The following is a 21,548-nucleotide window of genomic DNA, read 5'->3' on the forward strand; positions in this document are numbered from 1 at the left end:
CCTAGGACCAGATTAAACTTCTACACCCATTTCTTTTGCTTTCTCAACAACTTCTTCAATACGGCCTACAAGACGGAACGCATCTTCTGGAAGATGGTCGTATTTACCGGCTAAGATTTCTTTGAAGCCTTGTACCGTCTCTTTTACAGGCACGTAAGAACCTTTTTGTCCAGTGAACTGTTCAGCCACGTGGAAGTTCTGAGAAAGGAAGAACTGGATACGACGTGCGCGGTGAACGACAAGTTTGTCTTCCTCGCCTAATTCATCCATACCGAGGATCGCAATGATATCCTGAAGCTCTTTGTAACGCTGAAGCGTTGACTGTACTTCACGCGCAACCGCATAATGCTCTTCTCCAACAATTTCAGGAGCAAGGGCGCGTGATGTAGATGCCAACGGATCAACCGCAGGGTAAATACCCATTTCAGTTAATTTACGCTCAAGGTTTGTTGTCGCATCCAAGTGAGCGAACGTTGTCGCCGGCGCCGGGTCAGTGTAGTCATCGGCAGGCACGTAGATCGCCTGGATAGATGTAACTGATCCAACGTTCGTAGACGTGATACGCTCTTGGAGCTGACCCATCTCAGTTGCAAGCGTCGGCTGATAACCAACCGCTGAAGGCATACGGCCAAGAAGGGCTGAAACCTCTGATCCCGCTTGTGTGAAACGGAAAATGTTATCGATGAAGAACAGTACGTCCTGTCCTTGTACATCACGGAAGTGCTCAGCCATTGTAAGGCCTGTCAAAGCAACACGCATACGTGCGCCCGGCGGCTCGTTCATTTGTCCGAATACCATGGCTGTTTTGTTGATAACGCCAGAGTCACTCATTTCGTAGAAAAGGTCGTTTCCTTCACGAGTACGCTCTCCTACGCCGGCGAATACAGAGATACCGCCGTGCTCTTGCGCGATGTTGTTGATTAATTCCTGGATTAATACGGTTTTACCTACACCGGCACCACCGAACAATCCAATTTTACCGCCCTTAATGTAAGGAGCAAGCAAATCAACAACCTTAATACCTGTTTCAAGAATTTCAACTTCTGTTGAAAGCTGATCGAATGAAGGCGCCTGTCTGTGAATCGGATCCTTTTTCGCATCCGCAGGAACCGGCTCATTCAAATCAATATTTTCTCCGAGAACGTTAAATACACGTCCAAGTGTTACATCACCAACCGGTACTGAGATTGGCGCTCCTGTATCTACAGCTTCCATACCGCGCTGAACACCATCTGTAGATGCCATTGCGATTGTACGGACTGTATCATCACCTAAATGAAGAGCGACCTCAAGCGTTAAATCAATACCTACTTCGTTTTCACTTGCAGCTGGCTGTGAAATTTTAATCGCATTATAAATTTCAGGCAAGTGACCGTCTTCAAAACGCACGTCGACGACCGGTCCTAATACCTGGCTAACGCGTCCTTTCTTCATCGCTATCCCTCCTGACAAAATCTTTCTATTCTAAAGCGGCTGCTCCGCCGACAATTTCCGTAATTTCTTGTGTGATCGCTGCTTGGCGAGCGCGGTTGTAAGAAAGCGAAAGTGAATCGATAAGTTCCTTCGCGTTGTCTGTCGCATTTTTCATCGCCGTCATTCTTGCAGCGTGCTCACTTGCTTTACTGTCAAGAAGCGCACCGAAGATTAAGCTTTCTGCATATTGAGGAAGCAAAACCTCCAGAACCTCCTCTTCAGATGGTTCAAATTCATAAGACGCCGTTCTTTTTCCGCCGCCGCTGCCCAAATCAGATAACGGCAGAAGTTTTTTCTCCGTTACTTCTTGAGTAATGGCGCTGACAAAATGGTTATAAACAAGGTGCAATTCATCAAACGCACCGTCTATAAACATTTGGATCGTTTGACGGGCAAGATCTTTAATTTCTGTAAACGTTACTTCATCCCCAAGTCCTGTTAACTCGGAAATGATCGGAATCTCCCGTTTCTTAAAGAAATCACGGCCCACTCTTCCGATGGCAATCACCGCATACTCATCCTTAGACTGATGACGTTCTTGCATGGCCTGATAAGCACTCCGTAAAACCGAACTGTTAAAAGCGCCGGCAAGACCGCGGTCAGACGTAATGACAAGGTATGCCGTTTTTTTCACTTCTCTGCTGAGAAGCATCGGATGCTTTACGTTGCCGGAAACTCTTCCGACGTTTGACACAACCTCTTGGATTTTATCCATATATGGCACAAATGATTTTGCATTGTTTTCAGCACGATTCAGCTTAGCCGCAGATACCATCTGCATGGCTTTTGTAATCTGACTTGTTTTTTTCGTTGACGTGATCCTTGACTTAATATCGCGTAATGAGGCCAAAGATTTCACCACCTTTTCTCTTCATCTGCGTAAAAAGAGAGAAAAAGAGAACCTTTTTCTCTCATCAGCATTCGAGTTAGTTGCTTGGTGCAAATGTGCGTTTGAAGCCTTCGATTGCAGCATTGAAGTCTTCATCAGCAGGAAGGTTTCCTGTTTTCGCAATTCCGTCAAGCAGGTCTTTATGGTTTTGGTCAAGGTACATGTAGTACTCTTCTTCAAAACGTCTGATATCCGCCACAGGAATATCATCGAGATATCCTTTTGTCAGCGCATAAAGAATGGCTACTTGCTTTTCAACCGGAAGCGGCTTGTTCAGATCCTGCTTCAGCACTTCAACTGTACGCGCACCGCGGTTCAGTTTTGCCTGAGTCGCTTGGTCGAGGTCAGAACCGAATTGAGCGAATGCTTCCAGCTCACGGTATGACGCAAGGTCAAGACGCAAAGTACCTGATACTTTTTTCATCGCTTTGATTTGCGCTGAGCCGCCGACGCGGGATACAGACAATCCGGCATTGATCGCTGGACGTACGCCTGAGAAGAACAAATCAGATTGCAGGAAGATCTGTCCGTCGGTGATGGAAATGACGTTCGTCGGAATATAAGCAGAGATATCTCCGGCTTGTGTTTCTACGAACGGCAGAGCTGTAATTGATCCTGCGCCTTTCGCGTCGCTAAGCTTTGCTGCACGCTCAAGCAGACGGGAATGAAGATAGAATACATCCCCAGGGAACGCTTCACGGCCTGGCGGACGGCGAAGAAGCAAGGACAGCTCACGGTAAGCGGCCGCTTGTTTAGAAAGATCATCGTATACAACAAGAACGTGCTTGCCGCTGTACATAAATTCTTCTGCCATTGTAACCCCAGCATACGGTGCCAGGTACAGAAGCGGTGCCGGCTGTGAGGCAGACGCCGTTACAACAATTGTATAATCAAGCGCGCCGTGTTTACGCAATGTTTCTACTACGCCGCGGACTGTTGATTCTTTTTGGCCGATCGCAACATATACGCAGATCATGTCTTGGTCTTTTTGGTTCAGGATCGCATCGATCGCAACAGATGTTTTACCTGTTTGACGGTCACCGATGATCAGCTCACGCTGGCCGCGGCCGATTGGAATCAGTGCATCGATCGCTTTGATACCGGTTTGAAGCGGTTCATGAACGGATTTACGGTCCATAACGCCTGGTGCAGGGCTTTCAATCGGACGAGTTTTGCTTGTAAGGATCGGGCCAAGTCCGTCTACCGGCTGGCCTAGCGGGTTTACAATACGGCCGATTAACTCTTCACCAACAGGAACCTCCATGATGCGACCTGTTCTTTTTACTTCGTCTCCCTCACGGATCTCACTGAAAGGTCCTAAGATGACGATACCTACGTTTGATTCTTCAAGGTTTTGAGCCATACCCAAAACACCGTTTGAAAATTCGACAAGTTCACCGGCCATACAGTTGTCAAGGCCGTGCACACGTGCAATACCGTCACCGACTTGGATGACTGTACCTACGTCTTGAACTTCAATATCAGATTGATAATTTTGTATTTGCTGTTTTATCAGCGTGCTAATCTCTTCAGCTTTGATGCTCACTTAGGTTTCACCCCTTCTATCGATTTTCCCCGGCTAATTGACGTTCGATGCGCTGAAGCTTCCCGCTTACGCTGCCGTCATAAATCCGGTTTCCAATGCGGACTTTAATGCCGCCTATTAAATCCGTCTGCACTTCATTTCTGATTCTCAGTGAAGCGACTCCGGCTTTTTTTGCAAACACTTGTGATAATGGTAACATTTCTGCATCCGTCAGCGGTTTCACTGAATATACGATTGCGTCTTCTGTTTGACGGGCCACATTTGCGAGTTTGATAAACTCATCTGTGAGCTCAGGGACAATCGCGGCACGATGGCGGTCAATCAAAAGAAAAATCGTATTGAGTACGGACTGTGACAAAGAGCCAAATGCATTTTGAATCAGCTCTTTTTTCTTCGCAGCCGGCACCTTCGGATGGTTCAACACATCATTAAGCGCTTTTTCATTTTGAAATACTTGTTTTACAACAATTAGCTCTTCTTCTACTTGATTCAGCTGAGCGGACTCATTGGCTATATCAAAAAGAGCTGATGCATATCGTTTAGAGACAGCTGATCCACTCATCGGCTTTCTCCTACCTCTTTAAGATAGTCCTGGATCAATTTCTCTTGCGCTTGTTCATCCAGTTCTTTTTCGATCACTTTCGACGCAATCATGACAGAAAGAGACGCTACTTGCTCACGGAGAGCAGAAACCGCCTGTTCTTTTTCCTTCACGATTTCAGTTCTTGCTGCTTCTTTCAGACGTTCAGATTCTGCACGTGCAGCCTGAATAATCTCTTCTTTTTGCTTCTCTCCCAGTTTCTTTGCGTTTTCGATAAGAGTTTGGGATTCTTGTCTTGCTTCTTTTAAAAGAACGCGCTGCTCTTCAATCAGCTGCTGCGCTTCTTTATTTTTTTCTTCAGCAGACGTAATTTCTCCAGCGATGTGGTCTTCACGCTGTTTCATTATGTTTAATAGCGGCCCTAAAGCGTATTTCTTCAGAAGCGCTAATAAGATTAACATAGCTAACAGTTGGAACAGGATATCTCCGCCGTTAAACGACAATCCTAGTTCAAGTGGTAATTGAGACATCTACTACGGCAACTCCCTTCTGCAGGTTTTTCTTTGCTGATCCAGCAGCCGCACTTGTCTCTTTTCAGCCGGCAAGGCGGGATGCTTATCAGACATAAAGCAATGGCGAAGGTTCTCTTGGAATGATCTTCGCCATTTTTAGTTCATATAAGGCTTTTATGCTTAGCCAAAGAACGCTAAGAATGCGATAACGACAGCGATAATAGGAAGGGCTTCAACTAATGCGATACCCATGAACATAAGAGTTCTCAGTTCTTTACCTGCTTCCGGCTGACGGGCAATCCCCTCTACCGTACGTGAAACAATCAAACCGTTACCAATACCTGCACCAAGTGCGCCTAAACCAATTGCAATCGCAGCTGCTATTAAATTCATGAAAAAGTTCCTCCTTTAAAATGTTATCCGTTTGGATATAATGTTTTAATGATCATGACTGATTTTATGAGACATGTACACCATCGTCAGCATTGTAAAGATAAATGCCTGGATAGCACCAATAAATAAACTGAATGCTTGCCATGCCAGCATCGGCAGAATGGCACCGATTGTACCGACAAGACCGAGAGCCACGCTTTGCGAATAATGGCTTGTTGCTAATCCCGCAAGCAGGCCGAGAAGAATCTCACCGGCGAAGATGTTACCATACAGCCGCAAACCTAGAGTCAGCGTATTCGCAAACTCTTCGATGATTTTCATCGGGAGCATGAATGGAACAGGTCTTAAATAGTCTTTGGAATATTCCTTGAGCCCTTTCATCTTCACACCATAGTAGTGGGTTAAAGCAACAACCATCACGGCTAGCGTTAATGTAATGGCAGGATCGGCTGTCGGAGACTTCCACCAGAGCTCATGTCCGATTGTAATAGAGAACGGCAGCCCCAGCATATTCGACACAAATATGTACATCAGCAATGTGACACCAAGTGCCAAGAAGTTAGCCCCTGTTTTTAAATCCATTGTACTGCCAATAATATTGCGGACGAAATCAACAATCCATTCCATAAAGTTCTGGGCTTTTCCGGGACGGATCGAAAGCGTTCTTGTCGTCAATATAGCAATCAATAAAACAATCACACTCGCCACAGTAATCATCAGAATGTTTGTCAGATTAAAAGTAAGACCTAGAAATTCTATAGTTCTGTAACCATGATTCAAAGGGTTTTCACCTCTCTTCCATTGATGAACGTTTAAGCTGGATAAAGGAATCTATCATAATGACAGGGTATATTGTCATTAATCCAATAACTGTACTTGCCATATGAAAGTATTCGGGATTTTTATAGGCAACAGCCACAGCAAGAATCGCATTGCACCACCGCGCTGCGCTCCCGAGAGATCGTATGGACTTTCCTTTCTCAACAGCTCTGTCAAAAGCATTCATTCTTCTGACGAGCAGTAAAAAATTAAACAAACTGAAAACAGTTCCCAGAATAAGGCCTAAAAAAACGGTTTTATACGCTGTTAAACCATAACCCAGTACATACACTGCCAAAATGAACAATAAATATTTGCGTTGTCTGCTAAATGTAAGCTTGGGATCGTCCATCAATTATCTGTCTCCTGATGAAAAAATAATGTATAGCTTGGATACGGCAAAAATCAGCGGTTAACCCTTAGTAGAAGACCTTTTTTGACCGGCAAAACGGGCCTGTTCGAAAAAATCATTCATCCGCAAGCCTTGCAGGGATGCTGTTTCATTCGCTTAAATAAATCCTCATAATACGGGTTTGCTGAGAGGATTTACATTGAGGATGAGGACTATAATGAAAGCTATGAAAACCTTCTCATAATACCCTCGTTTAGCATACAATAGCCCCTAACATGTGTCAATCTGTTTAAAGTTAAAAAACTTTTTATACTTTACGTCTCCACAGAATGTTCACATTTTCACCTATAATTGTATACAGATTCACCGAATAGCAAAAAACTGGATAAAAAAATGAAACCCCCTTTTGGGGATTTCATTTTTTATTTTGTTCCAAACATGCGGTCACCCGCATCTCCGAGACCTGGAACAATATATCCTTTTTCATTTAATTTTTCATCTAGCGCCGCAATGTAAATATCAACGTCCGAATGATGCTTCTGTAATTCTTCCACACCCTCCGGCGCTGCTACAAGACACATGAAACGGATATTTTTCGCACCGCGTTTTTTAAGGCTGTGAATGGCTTCAACTGCGGAACCGCCTGTAGCGAGCATCGGGTCAACCACGATGAATTCACGCTCTTCCACATCAGAAGGAAGCTTGACATAGTATTCCACGGGTTTTAAGGTTTCTGGATCACGGTAAAGGCCGACATGTCCCACTTTTGCCGCAGGAATCAGCTTTAAAATGCCGTCAACCATTCCCAATCCTGCTCTGAGGATAGGAACCACTCCGAGTTTTTTCCCTGAGATGACTTTCGATTTCGCAGCCTGAACCGGTGTATTGATATCCACTTCTTCCAGAGGAAGATCGCGGGTAATTTCAAATGCCATGAGTGTAGCCACTTCATCTACTAACTCTCTAAAATCCTTCGTACCTGTATTTTCATTCCGTATATATGTCAGCTTGTGCTGAATTAAAGGATGATCAAATACATAAACCTTTCCCATACTGTGTTTCAGCTCCTTTTTTATTGTCCCATCAACAATTACACACTTCTATTGATTCTACAAAAAAAGACATTGAGTTTCAAGAACATCGTCAAAAAACCCGCCGGGCATAAGCCCAAGCGGGTTTTAGGATCTTAATAATCTAATTCTTTATATAAAGGAAATTTATCAGTCAGAGCAGCTACACGCTGTCTTGCTTCTTCAAGTTTTCCTTCGTCTTCGTGGTTTTTCAATGCAAGCGCAATGATAGCACCGACTTCTTCTAATGCGTCTCCGTCAAAACCACGGCTGGTTACAGCAGCTGTCCCAAGACGGATGCCGCTTGTTACGAAAGGTTTTTCAGGATCATATGGAATCGCGTTTTTGTTAGACGTAATACCGATTTCATCAAGTACATGCTCCGCAACCTTACCAGTCAGTCCGAGCGAACGAAGATCAACAAGGATAAGGTGGTTGTCTGTTCCGCCTGAAACGAGCTGGATGCCCTCTTTCGTTAAGGCTTCAGCCAGACGTTTCGCATTTGAAATGACGTTTTGTGCATATGTTTTGAAATCGTCCTGCAATACTTCACCGAATGAAACAGCTTTTGCGGCAATAACGTGCATCAGCGGGCCGCCTTGAATTCCAGGGAAGATCGATTTATCAATTTTCTTGCCAAACTCTTCACGGCAAAGGATCATACCGCCTCGAGGACCGCGAAGTGTTTTATGTGTTGTTGTTGTAACGAAATCAGCGTAAGGAACCGGGTTTGGATGAAGGCCTGCCGCAACAAGTCCTGCGATATGTGCCATATCCACCATGAAGTAAGCGCCGACTTCATCAGCAATTTCACGGAATTTCTTAAAGTCGATTGTACGAGGATACGCACTTGCTCCTGCTACGATAAGCTTCGGTTTATGAGCGAGGGCTTTTTCACGCACGTCATCGTAATCAATATATTGAGTTTCTTTATCTACGCCGTACTCAACAAAGTTATATTGAACACCGCTGAAGTTGACTGGGCTTCCGTGTGTTAAATGGCCGCCGTGGGAGAGGTTCATCCCAAGTACAGTATCGCCTTGCTCCAAAATCGTGAAGTACACTGCCATGTTTGCTTGTGCGCCTGAATGAGGCTGAACGTTTACATGCTCCGCTCCAAAGATTTCCTTCGCGCGGTCACGGGCGATATCTTCAACGACATCGACGTGCTCGCATCCGCCGTAGTAGCGTTTGCCCGGATATCCTTCTGCGTACTTATTTGTCAAAACAGATCCTTGTGCTTCCATAACCGCTTCACTTACAAAGTTCTCAGAAGCAATCAATTCGATCTTAGTCTGTTGGCGCTCACGCTCATTTTTAATGGCGTTAAACACTTGTTCGTCTTGCGCAGGTAAATGTTTCATCAGCGAGATCCTCTCCTATCCGTATCCTGTTCTTTGTTTTTACCATCACTATTGTACATGGTTTTTAAGGCCGATGTAAAAGATTATTTTTAAAAAATCTAAATTTTTATTGGTAAAAACGAATATTAATAACTTAAATTTAATTTAAAGTTCGGAATTTATTTCACTGTCTTAAAATAAAAGAAAAGACTGGCTATGCAGTCCTTTCATTCGCACTCATAAACCGCCCGCACTCCGCCGATTAGTTTCGGCCGTGTACGCGCCAATGTCACATGAGCTGAACCGAGGCTGTTTTGAGAGACACGCACAGGGACAGCCACCGGCTTCAGATGCATGCCGATAAACGTATCGCCTATATCAATTCCGGCGTCAGCCTGAATGGTTTCAACAAGAACAGGAGACTTCATCTGCTTAAACGCATAAGACGCCATCGCTCCGCCCGCTTTTGGAACGGGCACGGCAGAAACGGTTGGAAGCCTGAACAGCTTGGCTGTTTCTGCTTCGACGACAAGCGCTCTGTTCAAATGCTCGCAGCATTGGAACGCCAGATGGATTCCCGTTTTTTCCCGAAGCTCGGCAAGTCCGCTGTAGATGCTTTCAGCGATATCTACACTGCCCGATGTGCCGATCCGGCTGCCGGCCACTTCGCTCGTGCTGCATCCAAGGACGAAGAGCTGATCTTGTTTCAATTCCGCTTGGTCCTGAAACTCAGACAGCATCGTCTTCCACGTTTGTTTCAACTCATTCATTAAACAGCACCCCTACAGGTTTTTCTCTTCATAATCTGAGATTTTTCCAATACGCGTTTGGTGTCTTCCCCCGGTAAACTCAGTAGTCAGCCAGATTTTTGCGATTTCCCGAGCCAAACCAGGTCCGATCACCCGTTCACCCATCGCAAGGATGTTTGTGTCATTATGCTCCCTCGTCGCCTTCGCGCTGAAGGTATCGTGCGCAAGCGCACAGCGAATCCCTTTTACTTTATTAGCGGAAATGCTCATGCCGATGCCTGTCCCGCAAATTAAAATGCCTCTGTCAACTTCGCCGCTAACCACTTTTTCGGCCACCGGAAAAGCATAATCCGGATAATCGACAGAGCCGCTGCCGCAGTCACAGCCCATATCAATATATTCAATTTGCAATTCGTCCATTAACTCTTTGATTTCATTTCGAATGTGAACGCCGCCATGATCCGATGCAATGGCTACTTTCATCTGCTTTTCCTCCCAGCGTGTGTGATGCGGCCCGCCCGCTTTATTGACCGCGCAGCCTGTCCGCTCTTTGATTCACACCATATGATGTGCTTTTCACTATATTCTACTCCTTCACGCAGGATTTGCAAATGACCTGTTTGCAGATTTTCTGACAACTTATCTACGGTCTTTTTTCAGCTGTTTTGCCAGCTGCCGAAGAAGCTCTTCAAGCTCATCTCGCGTTTGTTTATAGATGTCAATTGAGCCGCCGAACGGATCGATGACATCACCATGGCTGCCTGTGACATATTCTTTTAACGTAAACACTTTATCACGATAACGTCCAAATTGGCTGGCAATGATCTGTTTGTGCTGATGGGTCATAGCCAGAACCAAATCAGCCGACTCCATATGTTCTTCAGTTAATGGAGAAGACACATGATTAAGGGCAATGTGTTTTTCAAACAGCGCTTCGACTGCATGAGGCGTCGCTTTCCCATTAGGTGAAGCAAACACGCCTGCCGAGCGGACATTGACATTCAGCCCTTCCATTTCTGCAATTGATTTAAAAAGCGCCTCAGCCATTGGGCTGCGGCACGTATTTCCAGTACAGACAAAAATAATATCCATGTCAGTCACCCCTTATTTTTCTCTATTATATATGAAGAAAAAAGAAACGGCGACTTCGTTTCTTTTATTGGTATATTAAATTGGCAAAAGCAGCTTTAATCCAAACACGATTAATATGATGCCCCCGAGCGCTTCGCTGTATGTGCCAAGCCATGACTGCACTTGTTTTCCGACCAGCAGGCCCAGCCATGTCAACATCATGCTGAACAGCCCGAACAGGGTAATTGTGAGGAGCGGATGCGAGCCGTATATCCCCAAGCTCAAGCCGACGGAAAAGCTGTCAAGGCTGACGCCGATGGCAAACAGCAATAAGCCCGGCCCTGCCGGTGACATGAATCGTTCTTCTGACTGTTTAAAAGAGGCCATAAGCATTTGAACCCCAAGAACAAAAAGCAGCGCCCCACCGATATAAACCGCTAACACGCCGAGGAGCCCTGACAGCATGTTACCGGCCGCCATCCCTGCGAGAGGCATGATGACGTGAAAGAGGCCGATGATGAAACCAATATAGAATATCTGCTTCTTTCTAAGTTTGACCATGCCCATTCCAAGGCCGACAGAAAAAGCATCCATCCCTAAAGCAAACGCCATGATGCTTAATGTAATCAGTTCGCCTATAAACAAATCCGACATACATAAATAACCCCCTTGGACACGCCCCGCTTTTTTAGCCTATGCGTGTCCAAAAAGGGTTAGAACATCTGACTGCTTTCAGCGAATCACTCTTCCTCCGGCGGCTTTCATCAGCCTGTTCATAATAGCGAGACCGACACCTGTGTCCGGAAAGGATTCCGCAATAATAAAGTCCACCTTATTCTCATCAAAGCTGCGCAAAGCATCATACAGCCCTGCCGCAACAGTCTCAAGCTGAGCCCGTCTTCCGCAGCTCTTCACATAATCAGCGGAATAAACGCCCGCGTTTTCTTCTGTCGTCAGGACACCGACCCGTCTTCCGCCCTGTTGATATTCTTGAATGAGATGCTGAATGCGCTCTGGGCTGCCTTCGCAAATGGCAAGCGGCGCTGTCGGCGCATAATGTGTATATTTCATCCCTGGAGAAATCGGCTTCTCGTTTTGATCGCTGAGCCCTTTATCCACATGGATCGGCCCGATCACGGCCTCAATTTGTTCCTTCGTAATGCCGCCCGGACGCAGGAGAACAGGGATGTCGTCCGCACATGAAAGCACAGTTGATTCGACCCCGATTCCGGTAGGGCCTCCATCCATAATACCGGCTATGCGGCCATCCAAGTCGTGAGCCACATGCTCCGCTTTTGTGGGACTTGGCTTGCCTGATAGATTGGCGCTCGGTGCTGCAATCGGCAGTCCCGATTCGCGAATCAATGCAAGGGCAAGCGGATGATCCGGCATTCTAATGGCAACCGTTTCAAGACCTGCCGTTACACGAGGTGAAAGCGCATCAGGTTTGCAAGGCAGAATGAGCGTAAGTGCTCCCGGCCAAAACCGTTTCATCAATGTTTTCGCCTTTTCCGGCGCTGGGCCCGTTAAATCCTCAAGCTGGCTGATATCCGCAATGTGGACAATCAGGGGATTATCGCTCGGCCGCCCTTTCGCCTCATATATTTTTTTGACGGCATCCGTATTTTTTGCGTTTGCGCCTAGGCCATATACTGTTTCTGTCGGAAAGGCAACGACCTCATTTTCTCGGAGCAAAGCGGCTGCTTGTGCAATTTGTGGATCATTTGTGGATAACTCGTCAGTTACATCCACAAACCATCTTTTCGTTTTCATTTCTGACCAAACTCCTTATTCACAACAATAAAACGATTGTTTTACGCGTGTAATCCTTTTGAAAGTATAAAAGATGTCCTGTAATAAAACAAGCGTTATCCACAAATTGTGGACAACGCTAATAAAGAAGTGGATAAGTATGTGTATAAACTGCACTTATCCAGACGCTTTTTTCATCAAAACGGCTCCTTCTGTTTGCCGCGATTCACAGAAGTGATCAGAAGAAAACAGCTCCTCCGGTACACTCTCAGCTCTTTCAAAACCCATGGCCGTCAGAAAATCCGCAGAGGAATGCTGATTTGCTACTAGGTACACGGTTTTGATCTGATGCTTTTCGCACAGCACCTCCATGCTTTGAAAAAGCGTGACGATATGGCCTTGGTGAAGCTTGTCCGATATGACAAGTGATCGCAGCAGCCCCTGGTCACAGCTTATTTTTTCAATACCGAGGCATCCGGCAATGTTTTTCTCACTGTCCTCCAGCATAAGAAATTGAGTGAAGCCTTCTTTCACGCCTTCATAGCTGGTTTTCGCCTGTTTTAAAAATGCCTCGAGCACATCTCCGTCTTTTTCCCTTGCCACCCGCAGTTGATAAAACATCCGTTCACCCCGTTTTTGCGTTCTTTCTTCCAATCTATGAGGCAAATCTATTTTTAGACCAGATGATTAGGAAAAAAGGTCGGAAATCCATTCGACTAAAAAGAATTTCACTTCTGTGCCGTCTTCTTTTTCTTCGTTCTCTTCTTTTTTGGCTTTTTCCGCTTTAGCGGTTACGTCCTCAAGCACTTTTTCAGTCTGCTTTTTTGAGGCTTCTTTATCTTCTTGTTCTTTGACGGCTTCCCCGTTAGAAAAATCAAGAAAGCAGAGGGGCGGGAACAGCACACACCACCAGTTGGCGCCGTCTCCGTTTCCAAGCGTAATCAAAATCGCTTCATACTCACCAGCGGGATATACCATGTTGCCGTAAAGCTTTGTCGGAAACGAGATTTTGTCAAAATCAACGGATATCGACTGATTCGCTCCTTCTTTCTCCATTGTTTCCTTTGCAATTGCTTTGATTTCAGGCAGCTTTGAACGAATCACGCGACGCGCTTCTTCAATAGAAGTAATATCCTTTACCCAAGTTGTGATTTCTTTATTCACCGCGTCTCTTATATGACGTTTTAATTGCTGGTCTTGATCACTATCGCTGTTTGCCAGTATTCTCAAACGAATCGCCTGATCAGGTATGACCACCGGCTGATTTTCCGATTTTTGTGCCGTCTCTTCTTTTGCCAGCCCTACGAGCACTCCGGATAATAAAAGAAAGATATATATACAAATGATTACTGTTTTTTTCATCGGTCCCCACCGTTCCTCTCCGTGCTTTGTTTCTAGCCCTATTATGGACAAGGAGAGCCTGGGATAAACGTGCAGGGTGAAAAAAATCTAGCAAGCTGTTAATCTTATTTATGGTACGATAGTGTTTTAGGAGGTTTAAGATGAAATACAATTATACAGTGCTGTTATCAGCATTCACGATGTCCGTTCTTTATTCAGTAATTTATATTCATTCATTTATCATTGCCGCTCTCATCACAATGGCATTTTATTTTCTGTTTCCTTATTTGATCTTCGCACTGCCGCTTCAAATCATGATGAATAAAAAGCCGAAACGTTTCAGCCCTTTGTATCTGCTGTATTACCTTGCCGCTGCTTTTATTGCCAACGCGATCATTTTCGGCGTGCTTCAGCCTTCGGGACAATCTCTGTTTCAAAATACAGCCTTTTATCTTTTCGCTGTATTAACAGCTCTTATCTATTGGATATGGGATTCTGTTTTACTGCAAAAAAAGGAAGCCTAAGAGGCTTCCTTTTTTATTAAAACAAAATCGTCAGTAAATAACATAGAATGGAAGGTATCGCCGCAACAAAGAAAGCGGCCGCCATTTTCATGCGAGATGTACGGCCTTCTTTGGTTTCTGAATGGTAGTTTGCCCGCTGATCGCTTCCGCTTACAGCCAAACCCGATGTAATGATCGCGAGCCCCACTAAAACGAGAGACGCAACGCCAAAAATCGCTTCATATGAAAGAGCCTGCGGAAAAATGGTGCCAATCATGCTCTCAATCGCAATGAGCAGGATTCCTGCTGTCAGGGCCTTTTTCATGTTTACATCCCCTTTGCTGGTGTTAAACAGCTTGATCCATTCACTCGCCAGCAAGCTGCTTATTTATTTTTATGAATCAGAGCGCATATGGTTCTGTCTTTTCCATTAATATCTTTCAGCACTTCCACTTCCGCCCCCTTAAACGCCTTGAGGATCAGGTCTTTGACCGCCGCTCCCTGTTTCCAGCCGATTTCAAAAACGACAAATACTTTATCCTTCATAACAAGCGGAATGTCTTCCATAAACCGCTTATAAAATTTCAGCCCGTCTCCGCCATCGGTGAGTGCGTGCAGCGGCTCATGAAAACGGACAATTTCCGATAAATCAGCCATTTCTTCCTCTGAAATATATGGCGGGTTTGAGACAATGATATCCGCTTTTTTTCCCGCCTTAATAAAAGGCTCAAGCAGATCGCCCTGATAAAAGCGCACATTCGCTCCGAGTTTTTCTGCATTGGCAGAGGCGACTTGCAGCGCCTCTTTCGAAATATCGACCGCCGACACAGAAAAGCTTTGGTTTTCAAGCGCAAGCGTGACGGCTATTGCACCGCTCCCTGTACCAACGTCAACAACTTCGAGCTTGCCGTCTTCAGAAAAAACACTCCGATATTTTTCAAGCAAATGAAAGACAACTTCTTCAGTTTCCGGCCGCGGGATCAGCACATCATCATTCACCATAAATTCCCGTCCATAAAAAAACTCTTTTCCTATAATGTATTGAACCGGCACGCCCTCTTTATGCATCTCAACGTGACGCTTAAAGCGATACAGTTCGTCTTCACCAATCGGTTCCTGTAAGCTTGCGAGCAGCTTGCTTCTCTCCATTCCGGTATCATAAAGCAATAGGAGCTCGGCCGCATTTTCTTCTCTTCCCGCTTCGGTTAAATAAGAAGAAGCCCATTTCAGGGCTTCGAATATCGTCTTCATCTTAACCTTCCGACTGCTGAAGCTTGCTTGCCTGATCTTCAACAATCAGCGCTTCAACCACTTCGTCAAGTTTTCCTTCAAGAATCTGATCAAGCTTTTGAATCGTCAAACCGATTCTGTGATCCGTCACACGGTTTTGCGGGAAGTTGTATGTGCGGATACGTTCAGAGCGGTCACCAGATCCGACTGCTGATTTCCGTGTTTGATCATATTCAGCCTGGGCTTCCTGCTGAAATTTATCATAGATTCTGGCACGGAGAACCTTCATTGCTTTTTCTTTGTTCTTAATTTGAGATTTTTCGTCCTGGCATGATACAACAACACCTGTCGGCAAGTGAGTCAGACGAACCGCAGACATTGTTGTGTTAACGCTTTGTCCGCCCGGTCCGCTTGAAGCAAACGTATCGACACGGATATCCTTCTCATGAATGTCAACCTCTACCTCTTCTGCCTCAGGAAGACATGCTACTGTTGCAGTGGATGTATGGATACGGCCGCCTGATTCTGTTTCCGGAACACGCTGCACGCGGTGGGCGCCGTTTTCATATTTGAGTTTAGAATACGCGCCGCTTCCCGTAATCATAAAGATGATCTCTTTGTAGCCGCCCGTTCCGGTTACATTCGCTTCCATGACCTCTGTTTTCCAGCCTTGAAGCTCAGCATAACGGGAATACATTCTGTACAGGTTGCCCGCGAATAAAGCGGCTTCCTCGCCTCCCGCAGCCCCGCGGATCTCCATAATAACGTTTTTGTCGTCATTAGGATCTTTCGGGATCAGGAGCACCTTCAGGCGTTCGGACAGTGTTTCCGTTTCCTTCTGAAGTTCAGAAATCTCTTCCTTCACCATGTCGCGCATCTCAGCATCCAGCTTCTCTTCAAGCATCGCTTTTGCATCAGCCAGCTGTTCTGACGCATCTCTGTATTGTCTATATACGTCAACTGTTTCTTGTATATCAGATTGCTCTTTTGAATATTCTCTTAGCTTTTTCGGATCGTTGACTACTTCTGGATCGCTCAAAAGCTCATTTAATTTCTCGTATCGTTCTTCAATTGATTTTAAACGGTCTAACACGGTCTTCACCTCTGTTTTCCTGTGCGTAACATTCTCATTATAGTATAGTGATTAACCCCAGTCAAAAGCATTTCAATCCCATCTGGAAAAGCTCCCTCTGCTATACTGGAATTCGAGGAGGGATGATGTTGCTGAAATCCATACATCATATTGCAATCATATGTTCAGATTACGAAAAGTCGAAAGCTTTCTACGTACATAAGCTTGGTTTTCAGGTGATTCAAGAAACGTACCGCGAAGAGCGCGGCTCCTATAAGCTTGATTTGTCGCTTAACGGCTCGTATGTCATTGAGCTGTTCTCGTTTCCCGATCCGCCCGAACGACAAACCCGGCCTGAAGCCGCAGGCCTGCGTCACCTCGCCTTTACAGTCGTCAGCTTGGATAAGGCGGTTCAGGAGCTTCATGAAAAAGGAATCGAAACAGAGCCAATCAGAACAGATCCGCTGACCGGCAAGCGTTTCACCTTCTTTTTTGATCCTGACCAGCTTCCATTAGAACTGTATGAACAATAACAGTTTTTGAAGAAAAAAAGGAGATACCCACTTTCTTTGCCGAATCTTTTCTTGTTTTGTCTAACGGGAAGGGAACCGCATTCTATGGTCGAATACCTAGCTTAAAAGGAGGTATGGGATCATGAATACAAATATGGTAGCAAGTGAACTCGGCGTCTCCGCAAAAACGGTGCAGCGGTGGGTGAAGCAGCTGAATCTTCCGGCCGAACGCAATGAGCTCGGACACTATTCGTTCACGGCAGAAGACGTGAAGGTTCTAAAATCCGTTCAAAAACAAATCTCTGAAGGCACGGCGATTCAGGATATTCATCTGCCGAAAAGCGCTAAAAAGCGCACAGGCTTCCTTGTCCAAAAAACAAGTAGCGACACAGAACGAAGAATCGAGCAGCTTGAACAAAAGCTGGACACCCTTTTACAGCAAAGGCAGGACGAAAGCGAATTGATGGCAAGGATGTCGGAACTGGAACGCCAGCTGAAACAAAAAGCCGATGAAGGTGTATCTTACCAGCTGCTTCAGCACCGCAGAGAAATCGATGATATTCTTGCAGATCTGCAATCACTGACCTCACAAATGAAAGAATTCACCGCTCAGCCGATCCCCGAGACTGCTGCTGCTTCTGAAAAAACCAAAACAAGAAAAAAACCGCTGCTGTCACTGTTCAAATTTCAAACCTAAAGCAAAAAGCTCCCGTAAAGGGAGCTTTTTTTGTTACGCAGTAAGCGCGATAATGATTGGAAGTGAAATCAATGACAGAATCGCACTGACCACAAACGCAGTTGCAGTTTCTTCTTCTTGTTTCTCGAAACGAGTCGCAATCATGGCTGCAACGGCAGAACCAGGGAATGCAACAAGAAGAATTGCTTTTGTTGTTTGGTCAGCCGGAAGTCCGATAGCAAGAGCAATCAAGAACATTAACGCAGGCTGAACCGCAACTTTTAGTAACGCAATACCGATAGCCGGCATACTGAGTTTAATTTTACGAATACCAACGGTAACACCGACAGCAAAGAGAGCAACACCAGATGTTGTGCTTCCAAGCTGATCAAGCATTTTAACACCCAGCTCAGGAAGAGTGAAATTGAAAACCAGCACTAAGATCATACTGATTAACGGAGCAGCTGCAAGCGGCTCACAAAGACCATGCAGGATTGATTTTCCTGTCATCTTCCAGAAGCTGTCGCCACTCTCTTCGTTTTTCTTAGAAGACTCACCAACAGTAGCGATAATGATCGCGAGCGGATCAAGAATCGCGTTAACCACGATACCTGTGACCGCGATCGGAATCGCAACTTCATTCGCTCCGAATAAGCTTCCCAATACCGGGATACCCATAAATGCGAATGTCGGCTGTGCAGAGTTCAAAGAAAATACAGATGAGTTCGTTAAATCATACTTGAAAATAAATCTGCAAACCAAAAGAATGATGATATAGAAACCAACAATCCCAATAATTAAAGAAATCATTAAAGGTACTTGTGATAAAAATTCACTTCTGGAAGTTGTCAAAATACCAGCGATAAAGTGAGCTGGAAGTGCGTATTTCGTTACTAACGTACTTACCCCTTTTGCCGACTTGGCATCATAACTTCCAAAATGTCCTGCAAACCAACCCAGCACGATAACAAAGAAGATCGGCGCCAGGAGGATTAAGATATCTAAGATGCTCAAAATATTCTCCTCCAAATCCTATGTCCGTATACTTTAGCTTTACAAAAAGCTTTCCCTCGGACAGAAAAATTTACTCGCTAATTATTTCGCGATGACTTTTTTGTATTCAGGTGTCCACATTGCATCAAGTACCGCTTGTTTCACATCTTCAGGCTGACGATTTGCCACGCCATCTTTAATTGCTGCTTCAGCAACGGCAATCGCAACTTGGATAGAAACCTCTTGAAGCTTATCAATGCTTGGAAGCAATCCTGCTCCAGGTGTTTCAAGATCAACCATTTCAGCAATCGCATCAGCAGTTGCAGCAAACATAGCAGGTGTAATGATACGCGCTTCAGCTACAATTGAACCAAGTCCAAGACCAGGGAACGCGAATGCGTTGTTAGATTGTCCGATTTCATAAGAAACACCGTTGTATTCTACATTGTCAAATGGGCTTCCTGTTGCAATAAGCACTTTTCCGTCAGTCCATTTGAACAGATCTTCAGGAACAGCTTCAGCAAGGTGAGTCGGGTTAGACATCGGCATGATAACCGGACGGTCTACGTGAGATGCCATTTCTTTTACAATTTCCTCTGTGAATGCACCTGAAACCCCAGAAGTACCAATCAAGATCGTTGGTTTCGCTTGACGAACCACTTCATCGAATGGAATTTGACCTTTTTCATCGCGCTTCCAGTCTTTCACTTCATCCGCATTGCGAAGGTAAGGTTTTTGGAAATCAAGGATGCCTTCGATGTCTTCAGTCAGCAAGCCTCTGTAATCAAGTGTGTAGAAACGTTTGTTAGCTTCTTCTTCAGATAATCCGGCAAGCACCATTGTGTCACGGATTTGGTCAGCAATACCGATACCAGCAGAACCAGCACCGAAGATAACAACACGCTGATCTTTAATAGAAGCGCCGGTTTTCTTCATAGCGGCAAGCACACCTGCAAGTGTAATCGCGCCAGTACCTTGAATATCATCATTAAATGTCAGGATTTCATGATTGTATTTTTTCATGATGTTGCGTGCATTTTTGTTGCCAAGGTCTTCCCAGTGAAGAAGCGCTTTAGGGAAGAATTTCAATGCAGCTTTTACATAAGCGTCAATGAAAGCTTCGTAGCGTTCACCTTGAACACGTTCATGCTTGTTACCAATATATAAAGGATCGTTTAGAAGTTTTTCGTTGTTCGTACCGACATCAAGCACAACCGGGATAACACGGCTAGGATCAATACCAGCTGCAGCAGTGTAAACAGCCAATTTACCGATTGCGATATTAATACCGCCTACACCCCAGTCACCGATACCGAGAATGCTTTCGGAATCAGTAGCAACGATAAGATCAATATCGCCTGCTGTCGCATGAAGGTTTTCAAACGCTTTTTCAATACCGTCAATGTTGTCGATTGACAAGTAGATTCCTTGAGGTCTTCTATATTCATGGCTGTATTCCTGAATCGCTTCACCAACTGTTGGCGTGTACACAACAGGAAGCATTTCGCGAAGATGGTTTTTCAGCAATTTATAGAAAAGAACTTCGTTACGGTTTGCAAGATCACTTAAGTAAACATTTTGACGAAGGCGGTCAGGCTGCGCTTGGAATTGCTCGTACGCGCGTTGTGCTTGTTGATCAAGAGAAAGTACAGTTGGCGGCAGAAGCCCTTCTAAGCCGAGTTCTTGTCTTTCTTCTAGTGAAAAAGCAACGCCTTTATTTAAAGTAGGAATAGATAAAACTTCTTTTCCTCTAAGAGTTGTTTCTAAGTGGCCTTCTTTCGTTTTTTTTATGTTATTCAAGCAAATCTCCTTCTTTCTTGAAATAGTTAACCAAGTTAAGTAATAACCCATCTAAAATATGACCGATCATGATCTTTATGCGACTTTGTGACAATTATTCGAACAATGTCTCAAAACTATTTACATTACGTAAGCTATTGTATGCCTGTCAAAATCAAAATTCAAGGGAAGAAAATTACTTAATTTTTTAATATACTTATTTAAATTTTTTAATTGAATATTATCAGAATATAAAAAAAACACCGGTGTTTTTAGCCGGTGCATTCTATCTTTATACCCATGTTTTGGACTATTTTTTAGATTTTCCTGGGACTTCGTGATGATGTCTGCATCTTGCTTCATATGATTCAGATGCACCAACCAAAATGACCGGATCATCGTAAGAAGCAGGTTTGCCGTCAATGAGGCGCTGTGTTCTGCTCGCCGGTGATCCGCAAACAGAACAGACGGCTTGCAGCTTTGTCACACTTTCCGCAATCGCCATGATATTCGGGACGACACCGAACGGCTCTCCCCTAAAATCCATATCAAGGCCTGCTGCTATCACACGGTAGCCTTTATCGGCAAGAGATGATAAAACCTCAACAATTTCCTGATCAAAAAACTGCACTTCATCAACCGCAACCACATCTGTACTTTCACTGATGTGATCCCAAATGTCCGCAGCAGACGAAATGGCATAGCTCGTCATCGATGTTCCATTATGGGAGACAACAGCAGCTTCGCTGTATCGGTTATCAATTACAGGCTTAAATACCCTGACTTCCTGCTTGGCGTAAGTCGCTCTCTTCACTCTTCTGATCAGCTCTTCAGATTTCCCCGAGAACATGCTGCCGCAAATCAGCTCAAGCCACCCGCTTTGTTTCATTATGTACATAGGCTTCGCTCCCCTCTCTCTGCCAGCTGTGTTT

26 protein-coding genes are annotated in these 21,548 nt (G+C 44.9%); 3 read left to right on the forward strand and 23 right to left on the reverse strand.

Annotated elements, in window-relative coordinates; genetic code table 11:
• Positions 1 to 12: 12 nt before the first annotated feature.
• The 17 genes from atpD to spoIIR all read right to left on the reverse strand — a co-directional run bounded on the left by atpD (position 13) and on the right by spoIIR (position 13,872).
• A complete protein-coding gene (atpD, locus tag MKX71_RS18995; RefSeq protein WP_003227686.1) occupies positions 13 to 1,434 on the reverse strand; it encodes a F0F1 ATP synthase subunit beta in 1,422 nt (473 codons plus the stop codon).
• Positions 1,435 to 1,459: 25 nt separating this feature from the next.
• Positions 1,460 to 2,323 (reverse strand): ATP synthase F1 subunit gamma, encoded by an 864-nt coding sequence (atpG, locus tag MKX71_RS19000; RefSeq protein ID WP_003244388.1) that lies wholly within the window; start codon positions 2,321 to 2,323, stop codon positions 1,460 to 1,462.
• Positions 2,324 to 2,399: 76 nt separating this feature from the next.
• Complete coding sequence (gene atpA, locus MKX71_RS19005; protein ID WP_014481186.1) at positions 2,400 to 3,908, reverse strand: F0F1 ATP synthase subunit alpha; 1,509 nt, start codon at positions 3,906 to 3,908, stop codon at positions 2,400 to 2,402.
• A gap of 16 nt (positions 3,909 to 3,924) precedes the next feature.
• On the reverse strand, positions 3,925 to 4,470 hold the full coding sequence (locus MKX71_RS19010; RefSeq protein WP_003243176.1) for a F0F1 ATP synthase subunit delta: 546 nt from the start codon (positions 4,468 to 4,470) through the stop codon (positions 3,925 to 3,927).
• Positions 4,467 to 4,979, reverse strand: a complete 513-nt coding sequence (gene atpF / locus MKX71_RS19015) for a F0F1 ATP synthase subunit B (RefSeq protein ID WP_003244051.1) — start codon at positions 4,977 to 4,979, stop codon at positions 4,467 to 4,469. Before atpF ends, MKX71_RS19010 begins: the two co-directional genes overlap by 4 nt.
• Before the next feature lie 162 nt (positions 4,980 to 5,141).
• Positions 5,142 to 5,354 (reverse strand): F0F1 ATP synthase subunit C, encoded by a 213-nt coding sequence (gene atpE, locus MKX71_RS19020; protein WP_003151167.1) that lies wholly within the window; start codon positions 5,352 to 5,354, stop codon positions 5,142 to 5,144.
• 45 nt (positions 5,355 to 5,399) lie between these two features.
• Complete coding sequence (gene atpB, locus MKX71_RS19025; protein ID WP_003242621.1) at positions 5,400 to 6,134, reverse strand: F0F1 ATP synthase subunit A; 735 nt, start codon at positions 6,132 to 6,134, stop codon at positions 5,400 to 5,402.
• Positions 6,135 to 6,141: 7 nt separating this feature from the next.
• Positions 6,142 to 6,525: an ATP synthase subunit I gene (gene atpI, locus MKX71_RS19030; protein ID WP_003243159.1), complete on the reverse strand. Its 384-nt coding sequence runs from the start codon at positions 6,523 to 6,525 to the stop codon at positions 6,142 to 6,144.
• 422 nt (positions 6,526 to 6,947) lie between these two features.
• Positions 6,948 to 7,577, reverse strand: a complete 630-nt coding sequence (gene upp / locus MKX71_RS19035; protein WP_003227670.1) for a uracil phosphoribosyltransferase — start codon at positions 7,575 to 7,577, stop codon at positions 6,948 to 6,950.
• A gap of 134 nt (positions 7,578 to 7,711) precedes the next feature.
• Positions 7,712 to 8,959: a serine hydroxymethyltransferase gene (glyA, locus tag MKX71_RS19040; RefSeq protein WP_003227669.1), complete on the reverse strand. Its 1,248-nt coding sequence runs from the start codon at positions 8,957 to 8,959 to the stop codon at positions 7,712 to 7,714.
• A 206-nt stretch (positions 8,960 to 9,165) separates the two neighbouring features.
• Positions 9,166 to 9,708 (reverse strand): TIGR01440 family protein, encoded by a 543-nt coding sequence (locus tag MKX71_RS19045; protein WP_003227667.1) that lies wholly within the window; start codon positions 9,706 to 9,708, stop codon positions 9,166 to 9,168.
• 12 nt (positions 9,709 to 9,720) lie between these two features.
• Positions 9,721 to 10,170: a ribose 5-phosphate isomerase B gene (gene rpiB / locus MKX71_RS19050; protein WP_003221910.1), complete on the reverse strand. Its 450-nt coding sequence runs from the start codon at positions 10,168 to 10,170 to the stop codon at positions 9,721 to 9,723.
• A 156-nt stretch (positions 10,171 to 10,326) separates the two neighbouring features.
• The gene (gene prpB / locus MKX71_RS19055) at positions 10,327 to 10,779 is read right to left on the reverse strand and encodes a protein arginine phosphatase PrpB (protein ID WP_015384897.1); all 453 of its coding nucleotides are present in this window, start codon (positions 10,777 to 10,779) and stop codon (positions 10,327 to 10,329) included.
• A gap of 75 nt (positions 10,780 to 10,854) precedes the next feature.
• Complete coding sequence (locus MKX71_RS19060; RefSeq protein WP_003227661.1) at positions 10,855 to 11,412, reverse strand: manganese efflux pump MntP family protein; 558 nt, start codon at positions 11,410 to 11,412, stop codon at positions 10,855 to 10,857.
• Positions 11,413 to 11,490: 78 nt separating this feature from the next.
• Entirely contained in the window at positions 11,491 to 12,531 is a 1,041-nt protein-coding gene (locus MKX71_RS19065) for an L-threonylcarbamoyladenylate synthase (RefSeq protein WP_019712588.1), read from the reverse strand.
• A 156-nt stretch (positions 12,532 to 12,687) separates the two neighbouring features.
• Complete coding sequence (locus MKX71_RS19070) at positions 12,688 to 13,131, reverse strand: hypothetical protein (RefSeq protein ID WP_003244265.1); 444 nt, start codon at positions 13,129 to 13,131, stop codon at positions 12,688 to 12,690.
• 66 nt (positions 13,132 to 13,197) lie between these two features.
• Complete coding sequence (spoIIR, locus tag MKX71_RS19075; RefSeq protein ID WP_339231492.1) at positions 13,198 to 13,872, reverse strand: stage II sporulation protein R; 675 nt, start codon at positions 13,870 to 13,872, stop codon at positions 13,198 to 13,200.
• Between the two features lie 140 nt (positions 13,873 to 14,012).
• Here spoIIR and MKX71_RS19080 point away from each other — a divergent pair, with 140 nt between their 5' ends.
• On the forward strand, positions 14,013 to 14,375 hold the full coding sequence (locus MKX71_RS19080; RefSeq protein ID WP_014478265.1) for a UPF0715 family protein: 363 nt from the start codon (positions 14,013 to 14,015) through the stop codon (positions 14,373 to 14,375).
• 16 nt (positions 14,376 to 14,391) lie between these two features.
• Here MKX71_RS19080 and MKX71_RS19085 read toward each other — a convergent pair whose 3' ends face one another.
• Genes MKX71_RS19085 through prfA form a run of 3 tightly spaced genes read right to left on the reverse strand, consistent with a single transcriptional unit; the run spans position 14,392 to position 16,677 of the window.
• The gene (locus tag MKX71_RS19085; protein WP_003244050.1) at positions 14,392 to 14,679 is read right to left on the reverse strand and encodes a DUF5316 family protein; all 288 of its coding nucleotides are present in this window, start codon (positions 14,677 to 14,679) and stop codon (positions 14,392 to 14,394) included.
• A 59-nt stretch (positions 14,680 to 14,738) separates the two neighbouring features.
• Entirely contained in the window at positions 14,739 to 15,605 is an 867-nt protein-coding gene (gene prmC, locus MKX71_RS19090; protein ID WP_003227647.1) for a peptide chain release factor N(5)-glutamine methyltransferase, read from the reverse strand.
• 1 nt (position 15,606) lies between these two features.
• Complete coding sequence (gene prfA, locus MKX71_RS19095; protein WP_003227645.1) at positions 15,607 to 16,677, reverse strand: peptide chain release factor 1; 1,071 nt, start codon at positions 16,675 to 16,677, stop codon at positions 15,607 to 15,609.
• Positions 16,678 to 16,802: 125 nt separating this feature from the next.
• Between prfA and MKX71_RS19100 the strand changes: the two genes are divergently transcribed.
• Both MKX71_RS19100 and racA read left to right on the forward strand, forming a co-directional pair.
• Positions 16,803 to 17,189, forward strand: a complete 387-nt coding sequence (locus MKX71_RS19100) for a VOC family protein (RefSeq protein WP_015251008.1) — start codon at positions 16,803 to 16,805, stop codon at positions 17,187 to 17,189.
• Positions 17,190 to 17,310: 121 nt separating this feature from the next.
• Entirely contained in the window at positions 17,311 to 17,865 is a 555-nt protein-coding gene (racA, locus tag MKX71_RS19105; protein ID WP_015251007.1) for a chromosome-anchoring protein RacA, read from the forward strand.
• Between the two features lie 33 nt (positions 17,866 to 17,898).
• Here the strand turns inward: racA and MKX71_RS19110 are convergent, their stop codons facing one another.
• The 3 genes from MKX71_RS19110 to MKX71_RS19120 all read right to left on the reverse strand — a co-directional run bounded on the left by MKX71_RS19110 (position 17,899) and on the right by MKX71_RS19120 (position 21,514).
• Entirely contained in the window at positions 17,899 to 18,858 is a 960-nt protein-coding gene (locus MKX71_RS19110) for an AEC family transporter (RefSeq protein WP_003242497.1), read from the reverse strand.
• A gap of 81 nt (positions 18,859 to 18,939) precedes the next feature.
• Positions 18,940 to 20,637: an oxaloacetate-decarboxylating malate dehydrogenase gene (gene malS, locus MKX71_RS19115; protein ID WP_003244309.1), complete on the reverse strand. Its 1,698-nt coding sequence runs from the start codon at positions 20,635 to 20,637 to the stop codon at positions 18,940 to 18,942.
• Between the two features lie 289 nt (positions 20,638 to 20,926).
• Entirely contained in the window at positions 20,927 to 21,514 is a 588-nt protein-coding gene (locus tag MKX71_RS19120; protein WP_024572668.1) for a thymidine kinase, read from the reverse strand.
• Between the last annotated feature and the right edge of the window lie 34 nt (positions 21,515 to 21,548).

The organism is Bacillus sp. FSL M8-0071, from assembly GCF_037975455.1.
GTDB classification, from domain to species: Bacteria; Bacillota; Bacilli; order Bacillales; family Bacillaceae; genus Bacillus; species Bacillus subtilis.

Coding starts and splice junctions, on each gene's coding strand:
- MKX71_RS19060 (WP_003227661.1), bottom strand. CDS start 11,412: ATGTCGGATTTGTTTATAGGCGAACTGATTACATTAAGCATCATGGCG.
- MKX71_RS19100 (WP_015251008.1), top strand. CDS start 16,803: ATGTTGCTGAAATCCATACATCATATTGCAATCATATGTTCAGATTAC.
- atpD (WP_003227686.1), bottom strand. CDS start 1,434: ATGAAGAAAGGACGCGTTAGCCAGGTATTAGGACCGGTCGTCGACGTG.
- MKX71_RS19045 (WP_003227667.1), bottom strand. CDS start 9,708: ATGAATGAGTTGAAACAAACGTGGAAGACGATGCTGTCTGAGTTTCAG.
- MKX71_RS19120 (WP_024572668.1), bottom strand. CDS start 21,514: ATGTACATAATGAAACAAAGCGGGTGGCTTGAGCTGATTTGCGGCAGC.
- MKX71_RS19010 (WP_003243176.1), bottom strand. CDS start 4,470: ATGAGTGGATCAGCTGTCTCTAAACGATATGCATCAGCTCTTTTTGAT.
- atpF (WP_003244051.1), bottom strand. CDS start 4,979: ATGTCTCAATTACCACTTGAACTAGGATTGTCGTTTAACGGCGGAGAT.
- prpB (WP_015384897.1), bottom strand. CDS start 10,779: ATGGATATTATTTTTGTCTGTACTGGAAATACGTGCCGCAGCCCAATG.
- atpE (WP_003151167.1), bottom strand. CDS start 5,354: ATGAATTTAATAGCAGCTGCGATTGCAATTGGTTTAGGCGCACTTGGT.
- atpI (WP_003243159.1), bottom strand. CDS start 6,525: ATGGACGATCCCAAGCTTACATTTAGCAGACAACGCAAATATTTATTG.
- rpiB (WP_003221910.1), bottom strand. CDS start 10,170: ATGAAAGTAGCCATTGCATCGGATCATGGCGGCGTTCACATTCGAAAT.
- MKX71_RS19080 (WP_014478265.1), top strand. CDS start 14,013: ATGAAATACAATTATACAGTGCTGTTATCAGCATTCACGATGTCCGTT.
- prmC (WP_003227647.1), bottom strand. CDS start 15,605: ATGAAGACGATATTCGAAGCCCTGAAATGGGCTTCTTCTTATTTAACC.
- MKX71_RS19070 (WP_003244265.1), bottom strand. CDS start 13,131: ATGTTTTATCAACTGCGGGTGGCAAGGGAAAAAGACGGAGATGTGCTC.
- spoIIR (WP_339231492.1), bottom strand. CDS start 13,872: ATGAAAAAAACAGTAATCATTTGTATATATATCTTTCTTTTATTATCC.
- glyA (WP_003227669.1), bottom strand. CDS start 8,959: ATGAAACATTTACCTGCGCAAGACGAACAAGTGTTTAACGCCATTAAA.
- MKX71_RS19065 (WP_019712588.1), bottom strand. CDS start 12,531: ATGAAAACGAAAAGATGGTTTGTGGATGTAACTGACGAGTTATCCACA.
- MKX71_RS19085 (WP_003244050.1), bottom strand. CDS start 14,679: ATGAAAAAGGCCCTGACAGCAGGAATCCTGCTCATTGCGATTGAGAGC.
- upp (WP_003227670.1), bottom strand. CDS start 7,577: ATGGGAAAGGTTTATGTATTTGATCATCCTTTAATTCAGCACAAGCTG.
- racA (WP_015251007.1), top strand. CDS start 17,311: ATGAATACAAATATGGTAGCAAGTGAACTCGGCGTCTCCGCAAAAACG.